The organism is Chromobacterium aquaticum, assembly GCF_021129195.1.
GTDB classification, from domain to species: domain Bacteria; phylum Pseudomonadota; class Gammaproteobacteria; order Burkholderiales; family Chromobacteriaceae; genus Chromobacterium; species Chromobacterium aquaticum.
This window is the reverse complement of record NZ_JAJOHW010000072.1, coordinates 40,326-60,484: the sequence shown is the minus strand read 5'-3', so window position 1 is coordinate 60,484 and position 20,159 is coordinate 40,326. Positions and strand designations below refer to the sequence as shown.

The window sequence follows — 20,159 nt, the reverse complement described above, 5'->3', positions numbered from 1 at the left end:
TTGCACATTCGCAATGTGGTGTACTTTCTTGGCACTAGGGCTTTTGCTATTGTTGCTTTTATTCTGGTGGTGCCGTTCTTTATCCGACATGCATCTGAACAGCAGTATGGACTAGCCGCGATCGGTTTTTCATTGCTAGGTATCGCTACTGTGCTTGATGTCGCTTTTGGCTATGTGCTTATTCAGAGTCAGGGGAGACGTTTTGCTCGGGGGCGTGTATTAGCCGCTGACTCAATTCATGGATTGTTTGGTTTTTACTTGTTGCTCGCATGTGCGACTGCGGCAGGCGGCATTTTACTAGTGTTAGCCCTGCGTCTCCCCTCTGCGGAGGCCTTGCTATATGCCTGTCTTGCCGCTTTGCTTCCTGCACTTAGTATCAGCGGAGTGGTCGCAGCTGTTTTTCAAGCTCAAAATCAACTCAAGCCTATCAATCTGTCTCGTTTTGGGTTTGAATTGGCTAAGGCGCTCGCCCTTGCTTTGTCAGCAGTTCTCGCTCGAGATATTCGCCTGATTGGACCGGTATTGCTGATAGCTGCTTATGGTAGAGCAGTATTGGATATGCGTTATCTCGCATGCAAAACTGGTATCAAACTGCGCTTTCCAGGCTTTAGCCTGATACGTCGTTATTGGAGGCTAGCACGACATGGCATAGCGTCTTTGTACATTGTTGCATTGACTGCACTAGTCACCATCGGTGACAAAATTCTAATCAAGCATTTTTTTAGTACAGATGCTGTCGCACACTACTCCGTTGCCTACGATATTAATACTAAGGCTTATTTGTTGGTGAATGCGGTTAATACAGCGATGTTTGCCGTTGCGTTGCATCGTTTCGCGAAAAAAAATAGCACTTTTGCTCCTTTGGCGGCTGGGCTGGTTACAGTTTCGATTGTGGCCATTTTATATTATTTGCCATTATTCGCTTTGGCTCCTGTTGTTCTAAATTACTGGGTGAGTGCAGATTTTGCTGCGGGAACTGTGCAATTTACACGCATTATGGTATTTGCGAGCCTGATGTATCTATATGGTAATGTATTCGAGAATGCCCTTACTGCTATGGGAAGAGCGAGGCAGGTGCTACGTGTATATGTAGTAGGAATTGTAGCCTATGGTATTGGAGTCGGTTTGACTATTTGGCAGCAGGCTATTGTTGGGTTTATGTATAGCTACCTTGCCTTGTGCTCAATGTTGTGTCTTGGTTTTATTTGGCAATATAGACTGGCTGTACGTCCAGCTATTCTTTCTGGGGTTAGACATGGTTGTGCATGATCTAAATAAATTCATTAAAGGCTGGTTTATTGGCCCATTCTTACCAACATTAGATCCTAACACCGCTTTTGAATGTGCAGTAAAGAAATATGTTGCTGGGGACTATGAGGCTAAGCATTATCATCGTGTTGCGACGGAATATACCGTGATTGCTACGGGAAGGGTGCGAATGAATGGCGTTGAATATGGCCCCGATAGCATAGTTGAAATCCGTCCTGGGATGGCCACAGACTTCGAAGCCTTGACCGATGTAATCACTTTTGTTGTAAAGACTCCGGCGGTTATAGGCGATAAGTATCTTGGAGAAGTATAAATGATTAATATTGTCATTCCGATGGCAGGTCGTGGCAGCCGTTTCAGTAAGGCTGGTTATGATTTGCCCAAGCCATTATTGCCAGTTTTCAACCGGCCAATGATTGAGGTAGTAATTGAGAGTCTGCGTCCAACAACTCCACATCGATTTATTTTTGTTTGCCAGCGTGAGCATCTTATAGCATACAATCTCGAATCCACATTGCGGCAGGCAGGTGAAAATACCCTGATTGTACCGATTGACTATGTTACTGAAGGGGCACTCTGCACTGTATTGTTGGCAGAAGATGCGATAAATAATGATGATGGTTTGATGATAGCAAACTGTGACCAATATATTGCTACGCCGATTGATGTGTATTTAAATGAAATGGAGAAAGGAAAGTTCGACGGGTTTATCATGACAATGACCGCTGATGATCCGAAGTGGTCATTTGTCGGGCTTGATCTCAAGGGGAATGTATCCCAAGTAGTGGAGAAGCAAGTGGTTTCAGACGAGGCAACCGTTGGAATATATAACTACCGTCAGGGTAGTGACTTTGTGGTGGCCGCACGTGAAATGATTGCTAATAATGATCGAACTAACAATGAGTTTTATGTCGCACCTGCATATAATTATATGATTAAAAATGGCTTGCAGGTTGGGTATATGAATATCGGGGCCGAGAGGGCTGGAATGTATGGGTTGGGAGTGCCTGAAGATTTAGAATACTTTAACTCACTACCTGCAATGCCACGGCGATGAAAATGGAAGTGTTTCTCGATCGCTCTGGCGTGGAAAATTTTACTTTATTCATTGTAAAATACGTCTGTCTTTTTGGTTGAGACGAATGCCATATTGCATTGCTAAGGTTGGGTGCTTCTCAACTGGAGGCTGGGGCAGGTTTTTCTGATTTTCTTTTTTTTAGCTCCTGATAGCTTGGTTTACGAGTATAGCAAATTTGATTTGTGCCAGATTAATTAACTTTGCATAGGTTTCGACCAGGCGAGGCGATAACATTTAGGCTACTGGCAGGTTTACTCTCTTGAGAGAGTGGGAGGGGCGATGGGCTGTTTGATAAGTGTGGTGATTGCAACATATAATCGTGGCTATTGTATTGCTGATGCCATAGATTCTGTGTTGATCGCCTTTTCTGGTTGTAAAGCAGGGGTTGAGGTTATTGTTGCTGATGATTGCTCAACTGATACTACTGAGAAATTGGTAAGAGAAAAATACCAGAAGCATATTGATGGAGGTGTACTTTCCTATTGTAAGCTTTCTAGTAACAAGGGTGTTACGGGGGCTCGCAATGAGGGTATTAAGCATGCGCAGGGGAAGTGGATTGTTTTTCTGGATTCGGATGACACCCTTATAGCTGGGGTTGGTCAGCGTATGGTCAAAGAATTGCAAACATATTCAGATGCCCCTGTTATTTTCTTCCGGTGTGTGGATCAAAACAATAATAAAGTAGGCACTGACTTTGGTCAAAGCAGCCAATTGGTCAATTTAAAAAGCTATCTGCAGCATGGGTCAAGGGGGGAATGTCTTGTCGTAGTTAAAAAATCCTTGATGCTTGAAGTGCCCTTTGAAGAATCCTTGCGTGGATATGAAGGGTTAACAGTTGCAAGAATAATGAAGCATAGCGGTAAGGCCGCAATTCTGTCTAGTATTATTGCTAGAAGATATATCCAAGTTGGGGATGATAGATTGTCCACTAATGTTGGGTTTGCTAGCAGAATGAATTTAATCGGCAAAGGCCATTGGCTCATGGCGAAAGAATTTTTTAATGATGCGCCAATAAAAGTCGTTATGCTGTATGTGCTAAAATCGCTTGCCTATAGAGTTCTCCATTTCAAAAATAAAATACTTAATTGAGTCCAGGATGATTATTTACAATCCACATGTTGATGATTTCCTTGCTGAGCCATTGCAATTTCGGCTACTCAAGCGCCGTGCGCTCAAGAAATATGGGTTCTTGTTTGATGAGGCTCGCCGTAATGGTAAGACCATACGTGTATTGATAGACTTTACAGCTTCTGGATTAGTTCCAGAAAAAGTGTTCCATCGGCTACCACGGTGGTTAAGATGGGCGGTGGGGACTCTGGAGTTTCGCTTGTGGAAGCATATCAATGGCTTCGGTGATGAAATAAAGCGAGTGCCGATTCCGAAAGAACCGGTAGATGAGGTCCTGCTTGCATTTTCTTATAAGGCTGCAACAGGACTTTTCACGCTGCGTGAGACAACCTTACAGCATTATCGCGCGGTTATCTTTCATCTAAGTCATTATTTCCTGGCTACGACAGAAAAGGCGAGGCACATTCGCTGTCTTTCCAATGCGTACTTGGCCGGGGATTCTGATATTACCTGCAATGGTTATTTTCGACAGTATTTTGGATGGTACAATAAACCATTTCTAGTTCTACCGTTTGCAGTAGCGGACCGCTTTAAAAATCAACAGCCTTGGAAAATGAGAGATACTAAGGCTGTAGCCACCGGTAGCTTTCACGACCTGAAAAGTGAGCGTCCAGCTCATAAGTATACTGATTTTATATCCACAACGGGCTTGACGACTTATCATCCGACTCGTTTAGCTATTTATCAAGCAAGCGACATCCTTGCTGATTGGGTGCATTGCAAGGTAAGCCCATACCGAGAATATGGGAAAAATAAGTTTAGTCGTCTACTTGCTCATTTTAGTGTCGGCCAGAAGAAGTATTTTTCGATTAATATCGTTGATTTGTACAATCAACACCGCTATGCCATCGTAGGGGAAGAGCTTTCTGGCTTCCCGGCTCTTGGGGCGTTTGAAGCGATGGCGAGTGGTTGCGTGTTATTAGCGCAACCTCAGTATTATGAGGGGCTGGGGCTGGTACCTGGGCTGCACTTTATTGAATTTGATGGAAATGTAGAAGAGATTCCGACTTTGATCGGTGCTCAAGATGTCGGAACTTCGGCTGAGATCTCATCCAAAGGGGCTCATTATGTAAGGCAAACCTTCTCATCTGAGGCGGTTTTTAATACTTGGATGGAAAGGCTGTCTCTGCTCGATAATATAATAAATAGGCGACAATGAGCTTGAAAAATTATAAGGTAGGTGTGGCGAAAATAAATGTAATTTTCGCATGCGCTTTTTTGCTGGAGGCTATGGATTTTTTAATATTTGATAGCTCGCCTGTCTTCAGCACGACTTTTGCTGCTATTGTTGGTTATCAATTGATTTCAAAGGCGGTACTAAGGCGCTATGTTTTTGTTTTATCTACCTTGATTATTTTTTTTATTGTATTGGTGCTGAATGGATCGTTCAGTGAGAATCCACTTAAGCCTGTCTATTTCATTTTTACTCTGAGTGTGCTCGTTGCCTTACTCTACTCAAGGCGAGATGAGTCAATGATTGTTGTTCTTAATTCAGCCAAACTATCTGTCTTGTTCTCAGATATGATTATTTGCTTGGTTTTGTTATTGTTTTCTATCGATTCTCTGACTTATCTTTCTGGTGTGCGTGATTTTGTCGTGAACCCAAATCAGCTAGGTATTTGGTCTGCTACCTACTTGTGTTTTGCACTACTTGTTAATCAGTGTGGTACAGTTGTAAGAGTGTCGAAAGTAAACATGGTGTTTGCTTTTTTTGCATTGTTAGCCTCAGGCAGTAAAGGGGCTTTCTTTTTGATAGTGTTCTCATCATTTTTGTTGTTGCTATTTAATTCTGGTGCAAAAAGAACTGGCCTCATAGTTCTTGCATACATTGGGGCTATTCTATTCTTGTACTCCAATATTGGGTTAATTGACGAAAGACTACAAGCACTTGTTAATTTTAAGCAGAGCTATATTGGTGGTTCTGAGGAGTCTAGTGATATTCAACGCTTGGTGGGCGTGCCACTTGCAGTGCTAACTCAGCTTACGAGCTGGCCTAAGATTTTATTCGGTGTGGGTGTAAACTACTCGCTAGATGATTTTCCATATCAAGCAATTATTCCTCATAATGCCTATTTCTTAGTGCTATCGCACCTGGGTGTGATTGGATTGTGTTCTCTCTTTTTTCTGATCGTGGGAGCTATTTTTAGATCTCAACCAAAGGTGGCAATTTTTCTCGCGGCATGTCTTATTTTCGCAGGAATGACTACCTCTATGTATTTATCACGAGGCGCTCTATATCCTTTTGTGATGCTGCTTGTCGCCGAATTTATAAAATCTGTCGAAATATCAAAAAATCAACGGACTATTAAAAATGCAACTACTTGCTCATCGCGGCCTTTGGACGCAATCTAAAGAAAAAAATTCTCTACAAGCGCTCAGTGCTTCGTTCGACCTGGGGATTGGTATTGAGACAGATGTCAGGGATTGTAACGGGGCACTAGTTATTTCTCATGATGCGCCACTAGCTGATAAAGTATTTTCCCTAGAGGCTCTATTGCAGGCTTATATTAAGCGTCCAACACGGCCAATGCTTGCATTGAATATAAAGGCAGATGGTTTGCAAGCGCAGTTGTTGGAAATGTTGGAAAAATATGGTATTGATAATTATTTTGTATTCGATATGTCTGTGCCGGATACGCTTGGGTATCAACATTTGTCGATGCCTTTTGCCGCAAGAATTAGTGAGTATGAGCCCAGTAATGTTCTGACGAAGACTGCAGGCTGGATTTGGCTGGATGCTTTTCTAAATGAGTGGTATGACCCAGCAATTATACAGCACTGGTTGGACCAGGGGAAAAAGGTAGCAGTAGTTTCACCTGAACTTCATCGAAGGCCGCACCTGGCGTTATGGCAAAGCCTCAAGTCCCTTCATGACCACCCTGGTTTGTATCTGTGTACTGATTTAGTTGCCCAAGCCACGGAGTTTTTTGATGCAAACAAATATTAAAGCAGTCATTTTTGATATGGATGGTGTGCTGATTGATGCTCAAGATTGGCACTATGAAGCCTTGAATCGTGCTTTGGGCTTATTCGGGATGGAGATCAGTCGCTATGATCATTTGGTAACTTATGATGGATTGCCTACTCGAAAAAAATTGGAAATGCTTTCTCGGGAACGTGGGTTACCCGTGTTGCTGCACCCATTTCTAAATGACTTAAAGCAAATGTATACGATGGAAATTACAACAATCCGCTGCCGGCCAACGTTTCATCATCAGTATGCCTTGTCACGATTACGGCAAAGTGGCTATAAGGTCGCGGTTTGCTCCAACTCAATTCGGGGTACCATTGAGTTGATGATGCAAAAAGCCGGGCTTTTGCAGTATTTAGATTTCTTTTTGTCTAACCAAGATGTTGTCAATGGGAAGCCAGACCCAGAAATGTATAGCAAGGCAATCAAACGCTTAGGTCTCCACCCTCACGAGTGCTTGGTAGTCGAGGATAACCCAAATGGGATTGCAGCAGCGCGCGCTGCAGGTGCTCATTTATTGGAAGTTGCTACGGTGGAGGAGGTGAATTGGCTTAATATTCGGGCAGCTATTGAGCGTTGCGAAGGGGGGAAATATGCTTAATGTAGTGATTCCTATGGCTGGATTTTCTACACTATCAAATGAGCTTGAGTATCCTTATCCTTCACCTTTAGTGGAAATTCATGGAAAACCATTAATCCAGCATGTAATAGAAAACCTTCAATCGCTGGATACACAAGTAGCCTTTACGGTGATCCTTAGGGAGGATGATTGTCGACGCTTTCATCTCGATAGTACAATACAATTACTGACTGATCATCAGGCAAAAATCATTCAATTGAAGCAAGGGACAGCAGGGGCGTTGTGCTCTGTATTGTTGGCCGTGGAGGGGGTCGCCACTGCAGAACCAGTCGTGATTGCAAATGCAGACCAAATTTTTGACAACAAGGCACTATTGGCCTTTGTAACCAATGTTCGTGAGACGGGGCCTGATGCGGCCTGTCCAATTTTTGAGTCAGTTCACCCTCGCTGGTCATACGTGCGTATTTCGGATGGCTATATTGTTGAGGCAATAGAAAAAAACCCTATTAGTCGACATGCTGTTGCAGGGATGTATTACTTTCGCTCTGGCCAACAGTTTGCTGAGCTTGCTATGCAAGCTATTCTTAATGGTCGCCACACTGAGGAAAAATTTTACACATCAGCAGTGTTGAATGAGTATATTCTTGCCGGACTCAGTGTCTTGCCGGTGCAACTGCGTACAGAGGACTACCATTCTCTATTTACTGCACAACGAGTGCACGACTACGAGCATCGCTTACGCGGTGATTTGCACTAAAGAGGTTAAGGTATGTGCGGTTTTGCAGGTTATCTGGGGGCCGATCAATTTAGTGTTGATTCAGGGCGTCACATCTTGGGAAAAATGTGTGATGCTATCATGCATAGAGGCCCCGATGCAGAGGGGTTTTGGGTTGACCCTTCTAATCGTGTCGGTCTTGGCCATCGGCGCCTAGCCATTCTAGATTTATCTTCGGCAGGCGCTCAGCCTATGTCGTCTGTTGATGGGCGTTGGGTTGTCGCATTCAATGGTGAAATTTATAATCACCAGCAACTCCGCGACATTTTAGCTGCGCAGCAAAAGGCACCTGTTTGGCGCGGGCATTCGGATACTGAGACGCTTCTTGCTGGATTTAGTGCATGGGGAATTGCACAAACTCTGAAGCAAGTGCATGGAATGTTTGCGTTGGCGATCTGGGATCGCGAGCGTCAAGAACTGACACTAGCTCGTGACCGTTTGGGTGAGAAACCACTCTACTATGGTTGGCAAGGTATTACTAAGCCAACATTTCTTTTCGGTTCAGAATTGGGGGCGCTACGCGCCCATCCTGCTTTTTCCGGCGAAATTGATCGGGATGCACTTTGTTTGTACCTTCGCCACAATTGTGTTGGTGGTACCCATTCCATTTATCAAAATATTTCTAAGCTTGCCCCAGGATGTTTATTGAGTCTTTCTCTTCGAGAGCCTACGCCGGTAGTGACATCATACTGGTCTGCGCAAGAAATCGTTTTGCAAGGCTTGAATAACCCATTTAGTGGTAGCCCAGAAGAGGCAGTTGAAGAACTAAATGGACTATTGTGTGATGCGGTAAAGCAGCAGATGGCGGCTGATGTGCCTTTGGGTGCCTTCCTCTCTGGTGGGGTTGATTCATCTGTTATAGTTTCGTTGATGCAAGCGCAATCATCGCGCGCAGTGAAAACCTTTTCTATTGGCTTTGCTGAAAAAAGGTATAACGAAGCTGAGTTTGCCAAAGCTGTAGCAAAGCACCTTGGGACTGACCATACTGAGCTATATGTCACACCTGAACAGGCGATGACGGTAATCCCAAAGTTATCGAAACTCTATAGTGAACCGTTTGCGGACTCATCTCAGATCCCGACTTTCCTTGTCAGTGAATTAGCGCGTGAGCATGTGACTGTTTCGCTTTCTGGTGATGCGGGGGATGAATTGTTTTGTGGTTATAATCGCTATCAGATTACTGAGCAAGGATGGAATAAGCTCAAAAAGATCCCATTGCGCTGGCGAAGGTCTTTGGCTCAAATGATTACAAGATTTTCGCCAAAAACATGGGAGCGATTTGCTGGGTTTATGCCGCATGCGCATATCGGCGATAAGATTTATAAAGGTGCGTCAGTGATGACGAGCCGCACTGCTGGTGATTTATACCAAGGTTTGGCATCCCATTGGACGGACCCTAGTTCTGTTGTGATTGGTGGGGCAGAATATCATGGCTTGCATTCTCATTTAGAACAGAGAATGGAAAGCCTTGGGCCGGTTGAGTTGATGATGTTGTTTGATTTGTTGGGCTATTTGCCTGATGATATTCTGACTAAAGTTGATCGTGCTGCCATGGGGGTTAGCTTAGAGACAAGGGTCCCTTTTCTTGATCACCGTGTTGTTGAGTTTGCATGGACTTTACCCTTGCAATATAAACTTCGTAATGGGATTACTAAATGGCCTCTCCGTCAAATACTGTATCGGCATGTTCCGAGAGATCTGATTGAGCGGCCGAAGATGGGGTTTGGTGTACCACTGGGAGAATGGTTGCGTGGCCCATTGAGAGAATGGGCGGAGGAACTATTGTCTGAAAGAAAGCTGAGACAGGGTGGATATTTCCATTGCCATTCGATTAGAGCGAAATGGGTGGAGCATCTTTCTGGGGCAAGAAATTGGCAGCACCACCTGTGGAGTATTTTGGTTTTTCAATCGTGGCTGGAGTCACACCATTCATGAAAAAAAAGCTGCTCTTAGTGGTAAATGTAGATTGGTTTTTTCTCTCGCATAGGCTACCAATTGCTCTGGAGGCTCAAAAGCAGGATTATGAAGTTCATGTGGCAATAGGGCTGACGGATAAATTAGAAACGCTAGAGAGTTATGGCTTTATTATTCACCCCCTTGATATGCAAAGAGGTAGTACGCATGTCATAGGGATGGTGCGTTCAGTTCTTCAAATCTATCGTGTAATGAAGGCGGTGAAACCTGATTTAGTTCATTTGGTTACAATTAAACCTGTGCTTTTGGGGGGCTTAGCTGCTCGTTTGGCGAAAGTGCCTGCCGTAGTTGCGGCCATTTCGGGGATGGGTTTTGTTTTTTTGGATGCAGGTATTAAAGCAGACCTTAGACGTCTGATTGTTGGTAGATTTTATGCAATTGCATTGGGTCATAAAAACTTAAAGGCGATTTTTCAGAACAAAGACGATCAGACTAATGTATGTCGGATGTCTGGTTTAGGTTCGGATAGTATTGAACTGATTCGTGGTTCTGGTGTAGATCTTGAACTGTACCGAGTTAAAGAGCTGCCTGGCGGTGCGCCTATTGTTGTTCTGGCAGCTAGATTGTTGAAAGATAAAGGGGTACAAGAGTTTGTTGAGGCAGCTCGGCTGCTGAGCCGATCTGAGTATGCACCAAAACATGGTGTACGGTGCGTCTTGGTTGGAGAGCCTGACCCTGAAAATCCTAGCTCGGTTACGCTGGAGACATTGGAACTCTGGAGAGAGGAAGGTGCCGTTGAGATCTGGGGAGGGCGGAGCGATATGGTTGACGTCTTGGCTTCGGCAACAGTAGTTGTTCTTCCATCCTATAGGGAGGGACTGCCTAAGGTGCTTATAGAGGCTGCGGCTTGTGGAAGAGCTATCGTTACGTCTGATGTACCCGGTTGCCGTGATGCGATTGAGCCTGATGTGACAGGTATCTTGGTTCCTGCTAGAAAGGTGGAACCACTTGCCAAGGCGATTCAGTACCTTCTAGACCGTCCATCTCTTTGTGCAGAGATGGGAGCTGCTGGACGGCGTTTAGCCGAACAGGTCTTTGACGTCCGCTCGGTAGTTAAGGAACATATGCGGATATATCATGAGTTGGCGGGAAAGGGAGCGCAATGATTGTTGCGGTTACCGGGGCCAATGGCTTTATTGGCGCACGCGTGGTCGACATGTTGGAAAAGCAAGGGCGAATAGCTCGTGCGTGCGTGCGAGATCTACATCCGGATAGATCTGCGGATTTTCGCTATTGCTCTATTGGTAATATAGGGGCGGATACCGACTGGAGCCGTGCATTGAGTGGGGTCAGTGTGGTGGTGCATACTGCTGCTCGGGTCCATGTGATGAGAGATACTGCTAGCGATCCGCTGGAGGCCTTCCGCGAGGTGAACGTAAGAGGCACGCTGAATCTTGCTAGACAGGCCGCCGCTCTTGGGGTTAAGCGTTTTATATTCGTTAGTTCGATAAAGGTCAATGGAGAGGCGACCCCTTTTGATTGCCCTTTTCGAGCTGATGACCCTCCATTGCCGATTGACGCATATGGATTATCTAAACTTGAGGCTGAACGTGGCTTACTCGAAATCGCCAAGCAGACAGGCTTAGAAGTCGCCATAGTCAGGCCGCCGCTTGTTTATGGAGCGGGCGTTAAGGGAAACTTTGCATCGTTGATTGAGGTGGTGCGCAGAGGGGTTCCTTTACCCTTGGGAGCTATCCAGGGAAATCGACGTAGCATGGTGTCTCTTGAAAATTTGGTTTCTCTGCTGATTAAGTGTATTGATCATCCTAAGGCGGTGAATCAGATATTTCTAGTCTGTGATGGTGAAGACTTATCAACCGCTGAGTTGTTGTTGCGGCTTGGACGAGCGATGGAGAGACCCGTAAGATTGATGTATGTTCCAGCGATAATCCTGAAGTGTGGTGCTGCTATGCTTGGACGTAAGAATATCGCACAACGCTTGTTGGAGAGTCTTCGAGTAGACGATCAAAAGACGCGGGAAGTTTTGGGATGGAACCCCGTGCTTAGTGTAGATCAAGGTTTAATAATTGCTTGCCGCAAGGCATAGGGAAATTGAGAATAAAGGAGTGAGCGTGGATTATCTATCTCTAATTGGAAGAAAATCACCACTTTTTGATGTTGATATTGTACAGAGAGATTTACATCTGAGGGAGTTGGTTCGTGGTGCTAAGTTCTTAGTTATTGGTGGGGCGGGCTCTATTGGGCAAGCAGTAGTCAGAGAAATATTCAAACGTAATCCTAGAGTGCTGCATGTCGTGGATATCAGTGAGAATAATATGGTCGAACTGGTTCGTGACTTACGTAGCACGGCTGGTTATATCGAAGGAGATTTTCGAACTTTTGCTCTCGATTGTGGCTCGCAAGAGTTTGAATCATTGATGAGCAGCGAAGGCCCTTACGACTATGTCCTCAATCTGTCCGCATTGAAGCACGTGCGTAGTGAGAAAGATCCGTTTACTCTGCTTCGCATGATTGATGTCAATATCTTTAATACAGTCAAGACGCTGCGGCTGGCCCATCAAGGTGGTGCCAAGAAGTATTTTTGTGTCTCTACAGATAAAGCAGCGAATCCTGTTAATATGATGGGTGCGAGCAAGCGCATCATGGAGTTGTTTTTGATGCGTGAGAGTCAGAACCAAGTGATCTCTACTGCACGATTTGCTAATGTTGCTTTTTCTGACGGCTCGCTGTTGCATGGTTTTAATCAGCGCTTTGCTAAAAGACAACCGTTTTCAGCTCCTAGTGATATCAAGAGGTATTTTGTGACTCCACAAGAGTCTGGTGAACTTTGTTTAATGTCTTGTTTGTTGGGTGAAAATCGGGATATCTTTTTTCCTAAATTAAGTGAGAAGTTGCATTTGATCACCTTTTCGGAGATTGCTGTTCGCTATTTGGAGCAATATGGCTTTGAACCTTATCTCTGTAGTAGTGAGGAAGAAGCTCGTCTCGAAGTGGGAAGATTGATTTCATTAAAAAAATGGCCGTGCTATTTCTTCGAAAGTGATACCACGGGTGAGAAAGACTTTGAAGAATTCTTCACTGAAAGTGAAGACGTCGACATGTCTCGTTTCGAGAGCCTAGGTGTCATTAAAAATGATGCTTCTTTTGATGGCGCATTACTCGACAATTTCGAAGCGATGGTTTCGAAAATGCGTAAGCGTGGTTCTTGGAGTAAGGCTGAAATTGTTGACCTATTCTTTAGTATATTGCCAGACTTCTCCCATAAAGAAACTGGAAAATATCTTGATCAGAGGATGTAATTGTGCAGAGAGCTTTTGATATATTTTTTTCTGGATTGGCGCTACTGATTTTTTCTCCATTTCTATTGCCGATTGTGATCGCTTTACGGCTTACCGGTGAAGGAGAGGTTTTTTATTTGCAAGAGAGAATCGGGCGGGGAGGTAAGCCGTTCATGTTGTATAAGTTTGCTACAATGTTGAAGAATAGCCCAAGCTTAGGTACGGGTACGATTACTATGAAAAATGATCCCCGTATATTGCCGATGGGGCATTTTTTGAGAAAAACTAAAATTAATGAGCTACCTCAGTTGTTAAATATCTTTTTTGGTGACATGAGCGTTATTGGTCCAAGGCCACTCACCTCTCAGACGTTTGGTGCGTACTCGGTTCAAATTCAGGCGAGTGTTGTTAAGGTGCGTCCTGGTTTGTCAGGAATTGGTTCTATCGTTTTTCGGCAGGAAGAAGAGATTTTGGCTGGTGAGGCCGGGTCTATTGCTTTTTATAGGGATATAGTTGCCCCTTATAAAGGGGCGCTGGAGGAGTGGTATGTAAATAATCAAAATCTTGTTACATATTTCATGGCTATTTTTATAACAGTTTGGGCTGTTCTTTCACCCAACTCCTCGATTATATGGCGAGCATTTCGTGGTTTGCCATCTCCTCCCAATGAGCTTAGAACTGTTCTGAATTATCCTGTTTGAATGTTGGCTGACGTGTTGAAGGTACATCAATTACCGTCCAGTTTTTGGATTAGACATTTGTACGTGCAACTAAAGTATGGCGTGTAGTACAAGTAAATTGTGGTCAAAGCATGCTTCTGTCTTCGTGAGTGATTGCTATGGGGATGTTTCGATGTTCCAAGGGAGGGTCGTGAATGATTTTGGCTCATAGGGCTGTCAGGCTTGCATGAAAATGTGTTTGTCATCTGCGGGCGTGGCTTAGTTTTGGATTTCTCCTAAAATTTTTGGGCATTTGTATGCTATTAATATTGTTATTTTCGACAGTTGTTGCTTTGTTTTTAGGGGCTCTTTTAATACACTACTCTCACCTGCATGAGCAGTTCTCTGCCGATCATGATTTGACTGGTGTACAAAAATTTCATGCCAAGCCCGTTCCAAGAGTCGGAGGAGTTCCTGTTATGGCAGGCCTCTGTGCAGGGTGTTTTCTCTTGAAGTATTTGACGGGCTCTTTGCTTCCGGTTTTGTTGCTACTATCGTCAGTTCCGGCTTTTGGTGCTGGTCTGATTGAAGATATTACTAAGAAGGTAGGACCATGGCCTAGGCTTTTAGCTACTTTTGTGGCGGGAGTGATTGCGTTTTTCTTGATCAAAGCAGGCCTTTCTAGAGTGGATATCCCAGGGGTGGACCTGCTGTTGCAACAATGGTGGCCGATTTCACTATTGTTAACCGTTGTCGCTGTTGGAGGGGTTGCACATGCAGTGAATATCATTGACGGTTACAATGGATTGTCTGGGGTGGTTGCAGTATTTATTTTTCTTGCTATGGCCTACGTAGCATTTAAAGTGCAAGATGTTGAGTTAATGGGGCTTTGCTTTGCAATGATTGGGGCCGTTGCGGGCTTTCTATTCTGGAACTTTCCAAGAGGTTTGATTTTTGCCGGAGATGGTGGCGCTTATCTCGTTGGGTTCATGATTGGAGAAATTTCCGTCCTGTTGGTGCAGCGCCATGCTGAAGTGTCACCTTGGTTTCCACTACTGTGCGTGATTTACCCTGTATTTGAGACAGTCTTTTCTATGTACCGTAGAAAGTTTCTACAGCGGCGAGCTATTGGTTACCCAGATGCTTTGCACCTGCATCAGGTCATTTATAAGCGTGTTGTGCTGTGGATGGTTGGTTCCAAGGATGCTGCGCATCTGACCCAGCGTAATAGTTTGACGTCCCCCTATCTGTGGGCTTTGTCCTCCTTCTCCGTAGTGCCGGCTATGCTGTTTTGGAACAACACGCCTGTGCTCATCGGTTTTGTATTAGTTTTCATCGCCAGTTACATCTATCTATACCGTATGATTGTTCGTTTCCGTACCCCGCACTGGATGTTGTTGCGCAAGTCCGCTCGACCCTGACGCGTGCTTGGGCCTGTCGAAAATTGCTACGGCAAGCTCTTGAAAACCCTCCCGCTCGTCCCTATCATTAGCACTCGTAGCGGGTGAGTGCTAACACTCGCCTCAACTCAAACAGGTTTCAACTCTCAACAGCCACTGTAACAGGAGAGATCCATGGCAATTCGTCCTTTGCACGACCGTGTTGTTATCAAGCGCCTCGAGGCTGAAGAAAAAACCGCTTCCGGCATCGTTCTGCCGGGCGCAGCCGCTGAGAAGCCGGACATGGGCCAGGTGTTGGCCGTAGGCAACGGCAAGATCTTGGAAAACGGCGAGCGTCGTGCGCTGGAGCTGAAGGTTGGCGACAAGGTCATCTTCGGCAAGTACTCCGGCCAGACCGTCAAGGTTGATGGCGATGAAGTCCTCGTGATGCGCGAGGAAGATGTAATGGGCATCGTTGAGTAATCCGACCCGCATCTGAACTTCCCTACACAGAATTCTGGAGATTTAAAGAATGGCTGCTAAAGACGTAAAATTCGGTGATTCCGCTCGCGCCAAGATGGTAACCGGCGTCAACATCCTGGCTGATGCCGTTAAAGTGACTCTGGGCCCGAAAGGCCGCAATGTCGTGCTGGATCGCTCCTTCGGCGCGCCGACCATCACCAAGGATGGCGTATCCGTCGCCAAGGAAATCGAACTGAAAGACAAGTTCGAGAACATGGGCGCGCAAATGGTGAAAGAAGTTGCTTCTAAGACTTCCGACGTGGCCGGCGACGGCACCACCACCGCCACCGTGCTGGCTCAAGCCATCGTACTGGAAGGCATGAAGTACGTTGCCGCCGGCATGAACCCGATGGATCTGAAGCGTGGCATCGACAAGGCCGTTGCCTCGCTGGTGGGTGAGATCGCCAAGATCGCCAAGCCGTGCGCCACCACCAAGGAAATCGCTCAGGTTGGCTCCATTTCCGCCAACTCCGATTCCGACATCGGCGACATCATCGCCAATGCGATGGAAAAAGTGGGCAAGGAAGGCGTGATCACCGTTGAAGACGGCAAGAGCCTGAACAACGAGCTGGACGTGGTTGAAGGCATGCAGTTCGACCGCGGCTACCTGTCCCCGTACTTCATCAACAACCAGGACAAGCAGATTGCCGCTCTGGACAATCCCTTCATCCTGCTGTTCGACAAGAAAATCTCCAACATCCGCGACCTGCTGCCGGTTCTGGAGCAAGTGGCCAAGTCCGGCCGTCCGCTGCTGATCATCGCCGAAGACGTTGAAGGCGAAGCGTTGGCGACTCTGGTGGTCAACACCATCCGCGGCATTCTGAAAGTGGTTGCCGTTAAAGCCCCGGGCTTTGGCGATCGTCGCAAGGCCATGCTGCAGGATATCGCCATCCTGACCGGCGGCACCGTGATTGCCGAAGAAGTGGGCCTGACTCTGGAAAAAGCCTCGCTGGAAATGCTGGGCCAAGCCAAGCGCGTTGAAGTGGGCAAGGAAAACACCACCATCATCGATGGCGCCGGTCAAGCCGCTGAGATCCAGTCCCGCGTGGGCGAGATCCGCAAGCAGATGGAAGAAGCCACTTCCGATTACGACCGTGAGAAGCTGCAAGAGCGCGTGGCCAAGCTGGCCGGCGGTGTTGCTGTGATCAAGGTTGGCGCAGCCACTGAAGTGGAAATGAAAGAGAAGAAGGCTCGCGTTGAAGACGCGCTGCACGCTACTCGCGCGGCTGTGGAAGAAGGCGTTGTGGCCGGCGGCGGCGTAGCGCTGCTGCGTGCACGCTCCACCCTGGACACCCTGAAAACCGACAATGCGGATCAGGACGCTGGTCTCAAGATCGTGCTGAAGGCGATTGAAGCCCCGCTGCGCCAGATCGTCAAGAACGCCGGTGAAGAGCCGTCGGTCGTGGTGAACAAGGTGCTGGAAGGCAAGGGCAACTTCGGTTACAACGCCGCCAGCGGCGAGTACGGCGATATGCTGGAAATGGGCGTGCTGGATCCGGCCAAGGTGACCCGCTCTGCTCTGCAGCACGCTGCTTCGGTAGCTGGCCTGATGCTGACCACCGACTGCATGATCGCTGAACTGCCGGAAGACAAGCCGGCGGCCGGCATGCCGGATATGGGCGGCATGGGTGGCATGGGCGGCATGATGTAAGCTGACGCCAAGTCCGCATTGAGAAACCCCGCGCAAGCGGGGTTTTTCTTTATATGCGCGGTTTAGGTGTCGGCTTCTGGCAAAATAAGGCTGGGGCATATATTAAATTAAGGAGTACGCAATGGATTTGCTGGCATTGCAGAGTAGCCTGGATGCGATTCTGGAGCCGTGGCGCTACAAGGACTACGCACCCAACGGCCTGCAGGTGGAGGGGCGGCGGGAGGTGAAGCGAGTGGTGACGGGCGTCACCGCCTCGCAAGCCTTGATCGATGCCGCGGTGGCGCGCGGTGCCGATGCGCTGTTGGTGCATCATGGTTATTTCTGGAAAGGCGAGGACGCGCGTATCTGCGGCATGAAACGCCAGCGTGTGAAAACCTTGCTGCAGCAGGATTTGAGTCTGCTGGCCTACCACTTGCCGCTGGATGGCCACCTGGAGTTTGGCAATAACGCGATGTTGGGCAAGGTGCTGGAGCTGGAGGCCCGAGGTCAGGACGGCGAGCAGGGTTTGTTGTGGCATGGGGAGTGGCCGGCCGCCGGCAGCGCAGCGGACTTTGCCACTCATGTCTCCGCGCGCCTGGGCCGGGATGCCTTGTTGCTGGGACGTGGTGATAAGAAGGTTTCGCGTGTGGCCTGGTGCACCGGCGGCGCGCAGGGTTTCTTTGCCGAGGCGATTGCGTTGGGGGTGGATGCTTTCATCTCCGGCGAGGCCTCGGAGCAAAATCATCATATGGCAATGGAGTGTGATGTTGCGTTTATCGCGGCGGGTCACCACGCCACCGAGCGGTTTGGCGTCAAGGCTTTGGGCGAACATCTGGCCCAGCTCCATGGCATAAGTGTCGAATTTGTCGATATTTCCAACCCGGTTTAGGGGGCAGGATGGGGCTGCGGGCAATTTATTTGCATAGATGCTTCAAGTCCCTACTCGGAATCGGGTAAAATCAGGCAGTTTTGGGCTCGGTTTCCACGTTTGAGGATGACTGTAATGAGTGAACAACAAGTCGATACGGGGCGCCGTCGCTTTCTGACGGTTGCAACCAGCGCTGTTGGTGGTGTGGCGGTGGCCGGAGTGGCGACGCCGTTTCTGATGAGTTTCTTCCCGTCCGAGAGGGCAAAGGCCGCTGGCGCTCCCGTCGAAGTGGATATCGGCAAGATCGAGCCGGGCCAGAAAATCAACGTTGAGTGGCGCGGCAAGCCGGTGTGGGTGTTGAACCGCACGCCGGAGCAGTTGAAAAATCTACCCAAGCTGGATGACAAGCTGGTCGATCCCAAGTCCGAGATGGAGCAGCAGCCGGCTTACTGCCAGAACGAGCATCGCTCGATCAAACCCGAGTTGCTGGTGGCTGTCGGTATTTGCACCCACTTGGGCTGTTCGCCGACCCACCGTCCGGATATCGCGCCCGCTGATTTGGGCCCGGACTGGCTGGGTGGCTTCTATTGCCCGTGTCATGGTTCCAAGTTCGACCTGGCCGCGCGCGTCTACAAAGGCGTGCCGGCACCTAAGAACCTGGAAATTCCGCCGCACAAATATCTGTCCGACACCCGCCTGCTGATTGGCGAAGACAAATAAGCTGAGGGGGCTACATGACTAAAGGACAAAAACTGCTCAATTGGGTGGACGAACGCTTCCCGCTGTCGTCGATGCTCAAGGAGCACGTCACCGAGTATTACGCGCCGAAGAACTTCAACTTCTGGTATTTCTTCGGTTCGCTGGCCATGCTGGTGCTGGTGATTCAGATCGTCACCGGTATTTTCCTGACCATGAACTACAAGCCGGACGGCACCTTGAATGGTGCCGGCATCCCGGTTGCCTTCGCCTCGGTCGAATACATCATGCGCGATGTGGCCGGCGGCTGGATCATCCGCTACATGCACTCCACCGGCGCGTCGATGTTCTTCGTGGTGGTGTATCTGCACATGTTCCGCGGCCTGATCTACGGCTCCTACAAGCAGCCGCGTGAACTGGTGTGGGTGTTCGGCACGCTGATCTTCCTGTGTCTGATGGCCGAGGCCTTCATGGGCTATCTGCTGCCATGGGGACAGATGTCGTTCTGGGGCGCGCAGGTGATCGTCAATCTGTTCGGCTCCATCCCGGTGATCGGTCCGGACCTGTCGGTGTGGATCCGTGGCGACTACGTGGTGTCTGACGCCACGCTGAACCGCTTCTTCGCGCTGCATGTGATCGCGGTGCCGCTGGTGCTGCTGGCATTGGTGGTTGCCCACCTGATCGCGCTGCATGAAGTCGGTTCCAATAACCCGGACGGCGTCGAAATCAAGAAGTTGAAGGATGAGAAGGGCATTCCGCTGGACGGCATTCCGTTCCATCCTTACTACACCGTCAAGGATATCCTGGGCGTGGTGGTGTTCCTGATCGTGTTCTCCGCCATCGTCTTCTTCATGCCGGAGATGGGCGGTTACTTCCTGGAGCATCCGAACTTTGACCAGGCTGATCCGCTGAAGACACCGCCGCATATCGCGCCGGTATGGTACTTCACCCCGTTCTACGCCATCTTGCGCGCCATCCCGTCCTTCCTGGGTACCCAGGTATGGGGCGTCTTGGCAATGGGCGCGGCGGTGGTGCTGATCGCCTTCCTGCCGTGGCTGGATCGCTCGCCGGTGAAATCCATCCGTTATCGCGGTCCCAAGTTCAAGTTCATGCTGGTCCTGTTCATCGTGGCCTTCATCGGCCTGGGCATTTTGGGCGCCTTGCCGTCCACCAATGCCCGCACCGTGATCGCACAGGTGCTCTCGTTCGTCTACTTCGCCTTCTTCCTGGGCATGCCGTTCTACACCAAGAACGATGTGGGCAGTATCCCGGTGCCGACGCGGGTGACCGAGACCAATACCAAGCGCAAGATCCAGTTCGCCGTGCTGGTGGCGGTGACTGTGGTGGCCGCAACCGTATTCGCCATGAACGTGTAAGAAGGGGAAAGGACT

The 20,159-nt window shown here is 48.1% G+C and carries 20 protein-coding genes; all 20 read left to right on the top strand.

Annotated elements, in window-relative coordinates; translation table 11 throughout:
- The 20 genes from LQT98_RS11700 (at position 1) to LQT98_RS11605 (ending at position 20,144) form a co-directional block, all read left to right on the top strand.
- Positions 1 to 1,269 carry a lipopolysaccharide biosynthesis protein gene (locus LQT98_RS11700; protein ID WP_231462469.1) on the top strand — a complete coding sequence of 423 codons (1,269 nt, stop codon included), beginning with the start codon at positions 1 to 3 and terminating at the stop codon, positions 1,267 to 1,269.
- On the top strand, positions 1,256 to 1,582 hold the full coding sequence (locus LQT98_RS11695) for a hypothetical protein (protein WP_231462468.1): 327 nt from the start codon (positions 1,256 to 1,258) through the stop codon (positions 1,580 to 1,582). Before LQT98_RS11700 ends, LQT98_RS11695 begins: the two co-directional genes overlap by 14 nt.
- Entirely contained in the window at positions 1,583 to 2,326 is a 744-nt protein-coding gene (locus LQT98_RS11690) for a glycosyltransferase family 2 protein (protein WP_231462467.1), read from the top strand. It begins immediately after the preceding gene.
- 300 nt (positions 2,327 to 2,626) lie between these two features.
- Positions 2,627 to 3,436 carry a glycosyltransferase family 2 protein gene (locus LQT98_RS11685; protein WP_231462466.1) on the top strand — a complete coding sequence of 270 codons (810 nt, stop codon included), beginning with the start codon at positions 2,627 to 2,629 and terminating at the stop codon, positions 3,434 to 3,436.
- Between the two features lie 7 nt (positions 3,437 to 3,443).
- A complete protein-coding gene (locus tag LQT98_RS11680) occupies positions 3,444 to 4,634 on the top strand; it encodes a hypothetical protein (protein ID WP_231462464.1) in 1,191 nt (396 codons plus the stop codon).
- Complete coding sequence (locus LQT98_RS11675) at positions 4,631 to 5,827, top strand: O-antigen ligase family protein (RefSeq protein ID WP_231462462.1); 1,197 nt, start codon at positions 4,631 to 4,633, stop codon at positions 5,825 to 5,827. The genes LQT98_RS11680 and LQT98_RS11675 overlap by 4 nt, the downstream gene beginning before the upstream one ends.
- A complete protein-coding gene (locus tag LQT98_RS11670; RefSeq protein WP_231462461.1) occupies positions 5,787 to 6,422 on the top strand; it encodes a PI-PLC domain-containing protein in 636 nt (211 codons plus the stop codon). The genes LQT98_RS11675 and LQT98_RS11670 overlap by 41 nt, the downstream gene beginning before the upstream one ends.
- On the top strand, positions 6,406 to 7,047 hold the full coding sequence (locus LQT98_RS11665; protein WP_081555716.1) for an HAD family hydrolase: 642 nt from the start codon (positions 6,406 to 6,408) through the stop codon (positions 7,045 to 7,047). Before LQT98_RS11670 ends, LQT98_RS11665 begins: the two co-directional genes overlap by 17 nt.
- A complete protein-coding gene (locus tag LQT98_RS11660) occupies positions 7,040 to 7,783 on the top strand; it encodes a glycosyltransferase family 2 protein (RefSeq protein WP_231462460.1) in 744 nt (247 codons plus the stop codon). The genes LQT98_RS11665 and LQT98_RS11660 overlap by 8 nt, the downstream gene beginning before the upstream one ends.
- A 12-nt stretch (positions 7,784 to 7,795) precedes the next feature.
- Complete coding sequence (asnB, locus tag LQT98_RS11655) at positions 7,796 to 9,736, top strand: asparagine synthase (glutamine-hydrolyzing) (RefSeq protein WP_231462459.1); 1,941 nt, start codon at positions 7,796 to 7,798, stop codon at positions 9,734 to 9,736.
- Positions 9,733 to 10,881, top strand: coding sequence for a glycosyltransferase family 4 protein (locus LQT98_RS11650; RefSeq protein ID WP_231462458.1), 1,149 nt, complete (start codon positions 9,733 to 9,735; stop codon positions 10,879 to 10,881). Before asnB ends, LQT98_RS11650 begins: the two co-directional genes overlap by 4 nt.
- Positions 10,878 to 11,822, top strand: coding sequence for a UDP-glucose 4-epimerase family protein (locus LQT98_RS11645; protein ID WP_231462457.1), 945 nt, complete (start codon positions 10,878 to 10,880; stop codon positions 11,820 to 11,822). The genes LQT98_RS11650 and LQT98_RS11645 overlap by 4 nt, the downstream gene beginning before the upstream one ends.
- Before the next feature lie 25 nt (positions 11,823 to 11,847).
- Positions 11,848 to 13,035, top strand: a complete 1,188-nt coding sequence (locus LQT98_RS11640) for a UDP-N-acetylglucosamine 4,6-dehydratase (protein WP_231462456.1) — start codon at positions 11,848 to 11,850, stop codon at positions 13,033 to 13,035.
- A gap of 2 nt (positions 13,036 to 13,037) precedes the next feature.
- The gene (locus LQT98_RS11635) at positions 13,038 to 13,715 is read left to right on the top strand and encodes a sugar transferase (RefSeq protein ID WP_231462454.1); all 678 of its coding nucleotides are present in this window, start codon (positions 13,038 to 13,040) and stop codon (positions 13,713 to 13,715) included.
- A 275-nt stretch (positions 13,716 to 13,990) separates the two neighbouring features.
- A complete protein-coding gene (locus LQT98_RS11630; protein ID WP_231462453.1) occupies positions 13,991 to 15,094 on the top strand; it encodes an MraY family glycosyltransferase in 1,104 nt (367 codons plus the stop codon).
- A 153-nt stretch (positions 15,095 to 15,247) separates the two neighbouring features.
- Positions 15,248 to 15,535 (top strand): co-chaperone GroES, encoded by a 288-nt coding sequence (groES, locus tag LQT98_RS11625; RefSeq protein WP_048409518.1) that lies wholly within the window; start codon positions 15,248 to 15,250, stop codon positions 15,533 to 15,535.
- Between the two features lie 49 nt (positions 15,536 to 15,584).
- A complete protein-coding gene (gene groL, locus LQT98_RS11620) occupies positions 15,585 to 17,225 on the top strand; it encodes a chaperonin GroEL (protein WP_048409519.1) in 1,641 nt (546 codons plus the stop codon).
- A 121-nt stretch (positions 17,226 to 17,346) separates the two neighbouring features.
- On the top strand, positions 17,347 to 18,093 hold the full coding sequence (locus tag LQT98_RS11615; protein WP_231462452.1) for a Nif3-like dinuclear metal center hexameric protein: 747 nt from the start codon (positions 17,347 to 17,349) through the stop codon (positions 18,091 to 18,093).
- A 114-nt stretch (positions 18,094 to 18,207) separates the two neighbouring features.
- Positions 18,208 to 18,792: a ubiquinol-cytochrome c reductase iron-sulfur subunit gene (petA, locus tag LQT98_RS11610; protein WP_048409521.1), complete on the top strand. Its 585-nt coding sequence runs from the start codon at positions 18,208 to 18,210 to the stop codon at positions 18,790 to 18,792.
- A 14-nt stretch (positions 18,793 to 18,806) separates the two neighbouring features.
- The gene (locus tag LQT98_RS11605) at positions 18,807 to 20,144 is read left to right on the top strand and encodes a cytochrome b (protein WP_048409522.1); all 1,338 of its coding nucleotides are present in this window, start codon (positions 18,807 to 18,809) and stop codon (positions 20,142 to 20,144) included.
- Positions 20,145 to 20,159: the final 15 nt, after the last annotated feature.

Coding starts and splice junctions, on each gene's coding strand:
- LQT98_RS11695 (WP_231462468.1), top strand. CDS start 1,256: ATGGTTGTGCATGATCTAAATAAATTCATTAAAGGCTGGTTTATTGGC.
- LQT98_RS11690 (WP_231462467.1), top strand. CDS start 1,583: ATGATTAATATTGTCATTCCGATGGCAGGTCGTGGCAGCCGTTTCAGT.
- LQT98_RS11685 (WP_231462466.1), top strand. CDS start 2,627: ATGGGCTGTTTGATAAGTGTGGTGATTGCAACATATAATCGTGGCTAT.
- LQT98_RS11680 (WP_231462464.1), top strand. CDS start 3,444: ATGATTATTTACAATCCACATGTTGATGATTTCCTTGCTGAGCCATTG.
- LQT98_RS11675 (WP_231462462.1), top strand. CDS start 4,631: ATGAGCTTGAAAAATTATAAGGTAGGTGTGGCGAAAATAAATGTAATT.
- LQT98_RS11670 (WP_231462461.1), top strand. CDS start 5,787: ATGCAACTACTTGCTCATCGCGGCCTTTGGACGCAATCTAAAGAAAAA.
- LQT98_RS11665 (WP_081555716.1), top strand. CDS start 6,406: ATGCAAACAAATATTAAAGCAGTCATTTTTGATATGGATGGTGTGCTG.
- LQT98_RS11660 (WP_231462460.1), top strand. CDS start 7,040: ATGCTTAATGTAGTGATTCCTATGGCTGGATTTTCTACACTATCAAAT.
- asnB (WP_231462459.1), top strand. CDS start 7,796: ATGTGCGGTTTTGCAGGTTATCTGGGGGCCGATCAATTTAGTGTTGAT.
- LQT98_RS11650 (WP_231462458.1), top strand. CDS start 9,733: ATGAAAAAAAAGCTGCTCTTAGTGGTAAATGTAGATTGGTTTTTTCTC.
- LQT98_RS11645 (WP_231462457.1), top strand. CDS start 10,878: ATGATTGTTGCGGTTACCGGGGCCAATGGCTTTATTGGCGCACGCGTG.
- LQT98_RS11630 (WP_231462453.1), top strand. CDS start 13,991: ATGCTATTAATATTGTTATTTTCGACAGTTGTTGCTTTGTTTTTAGGG.
- groES (WP_048409518.1), top strand. CDS start 15,248: ATGGCAATTCGTCCTTTGCACGACCGTGTTGTTATCAAGCGCCTCGAG.
- groL (WP_048409519.1), top strand. CDS start 15,585: ATGGCTGCTAAAGACGTAAAATTCGGTGATTCCGCTCGCGCCAAGATG.
- LQT98_RS11615 (WP_231462452.1), top strand. CDS start 17,347: ATGGATTTGCTGGCATTGCAGAGTAGCCTGGATGCGATTCTGGAGCCG.
- petA (WP_048409521.1), top strand. CDS start 18,208: ATGAGTGAACAACAAGTCGATACGGGGCGCCGTCGCTTTCTGACGGTT.
- LQT98_RS11605 (WP_048409522.1), top strand. CDS start 18,807: ATGACTAAAGGACAAAAACTGCTCAATTGGGTGGACGAACGCTTCCCG.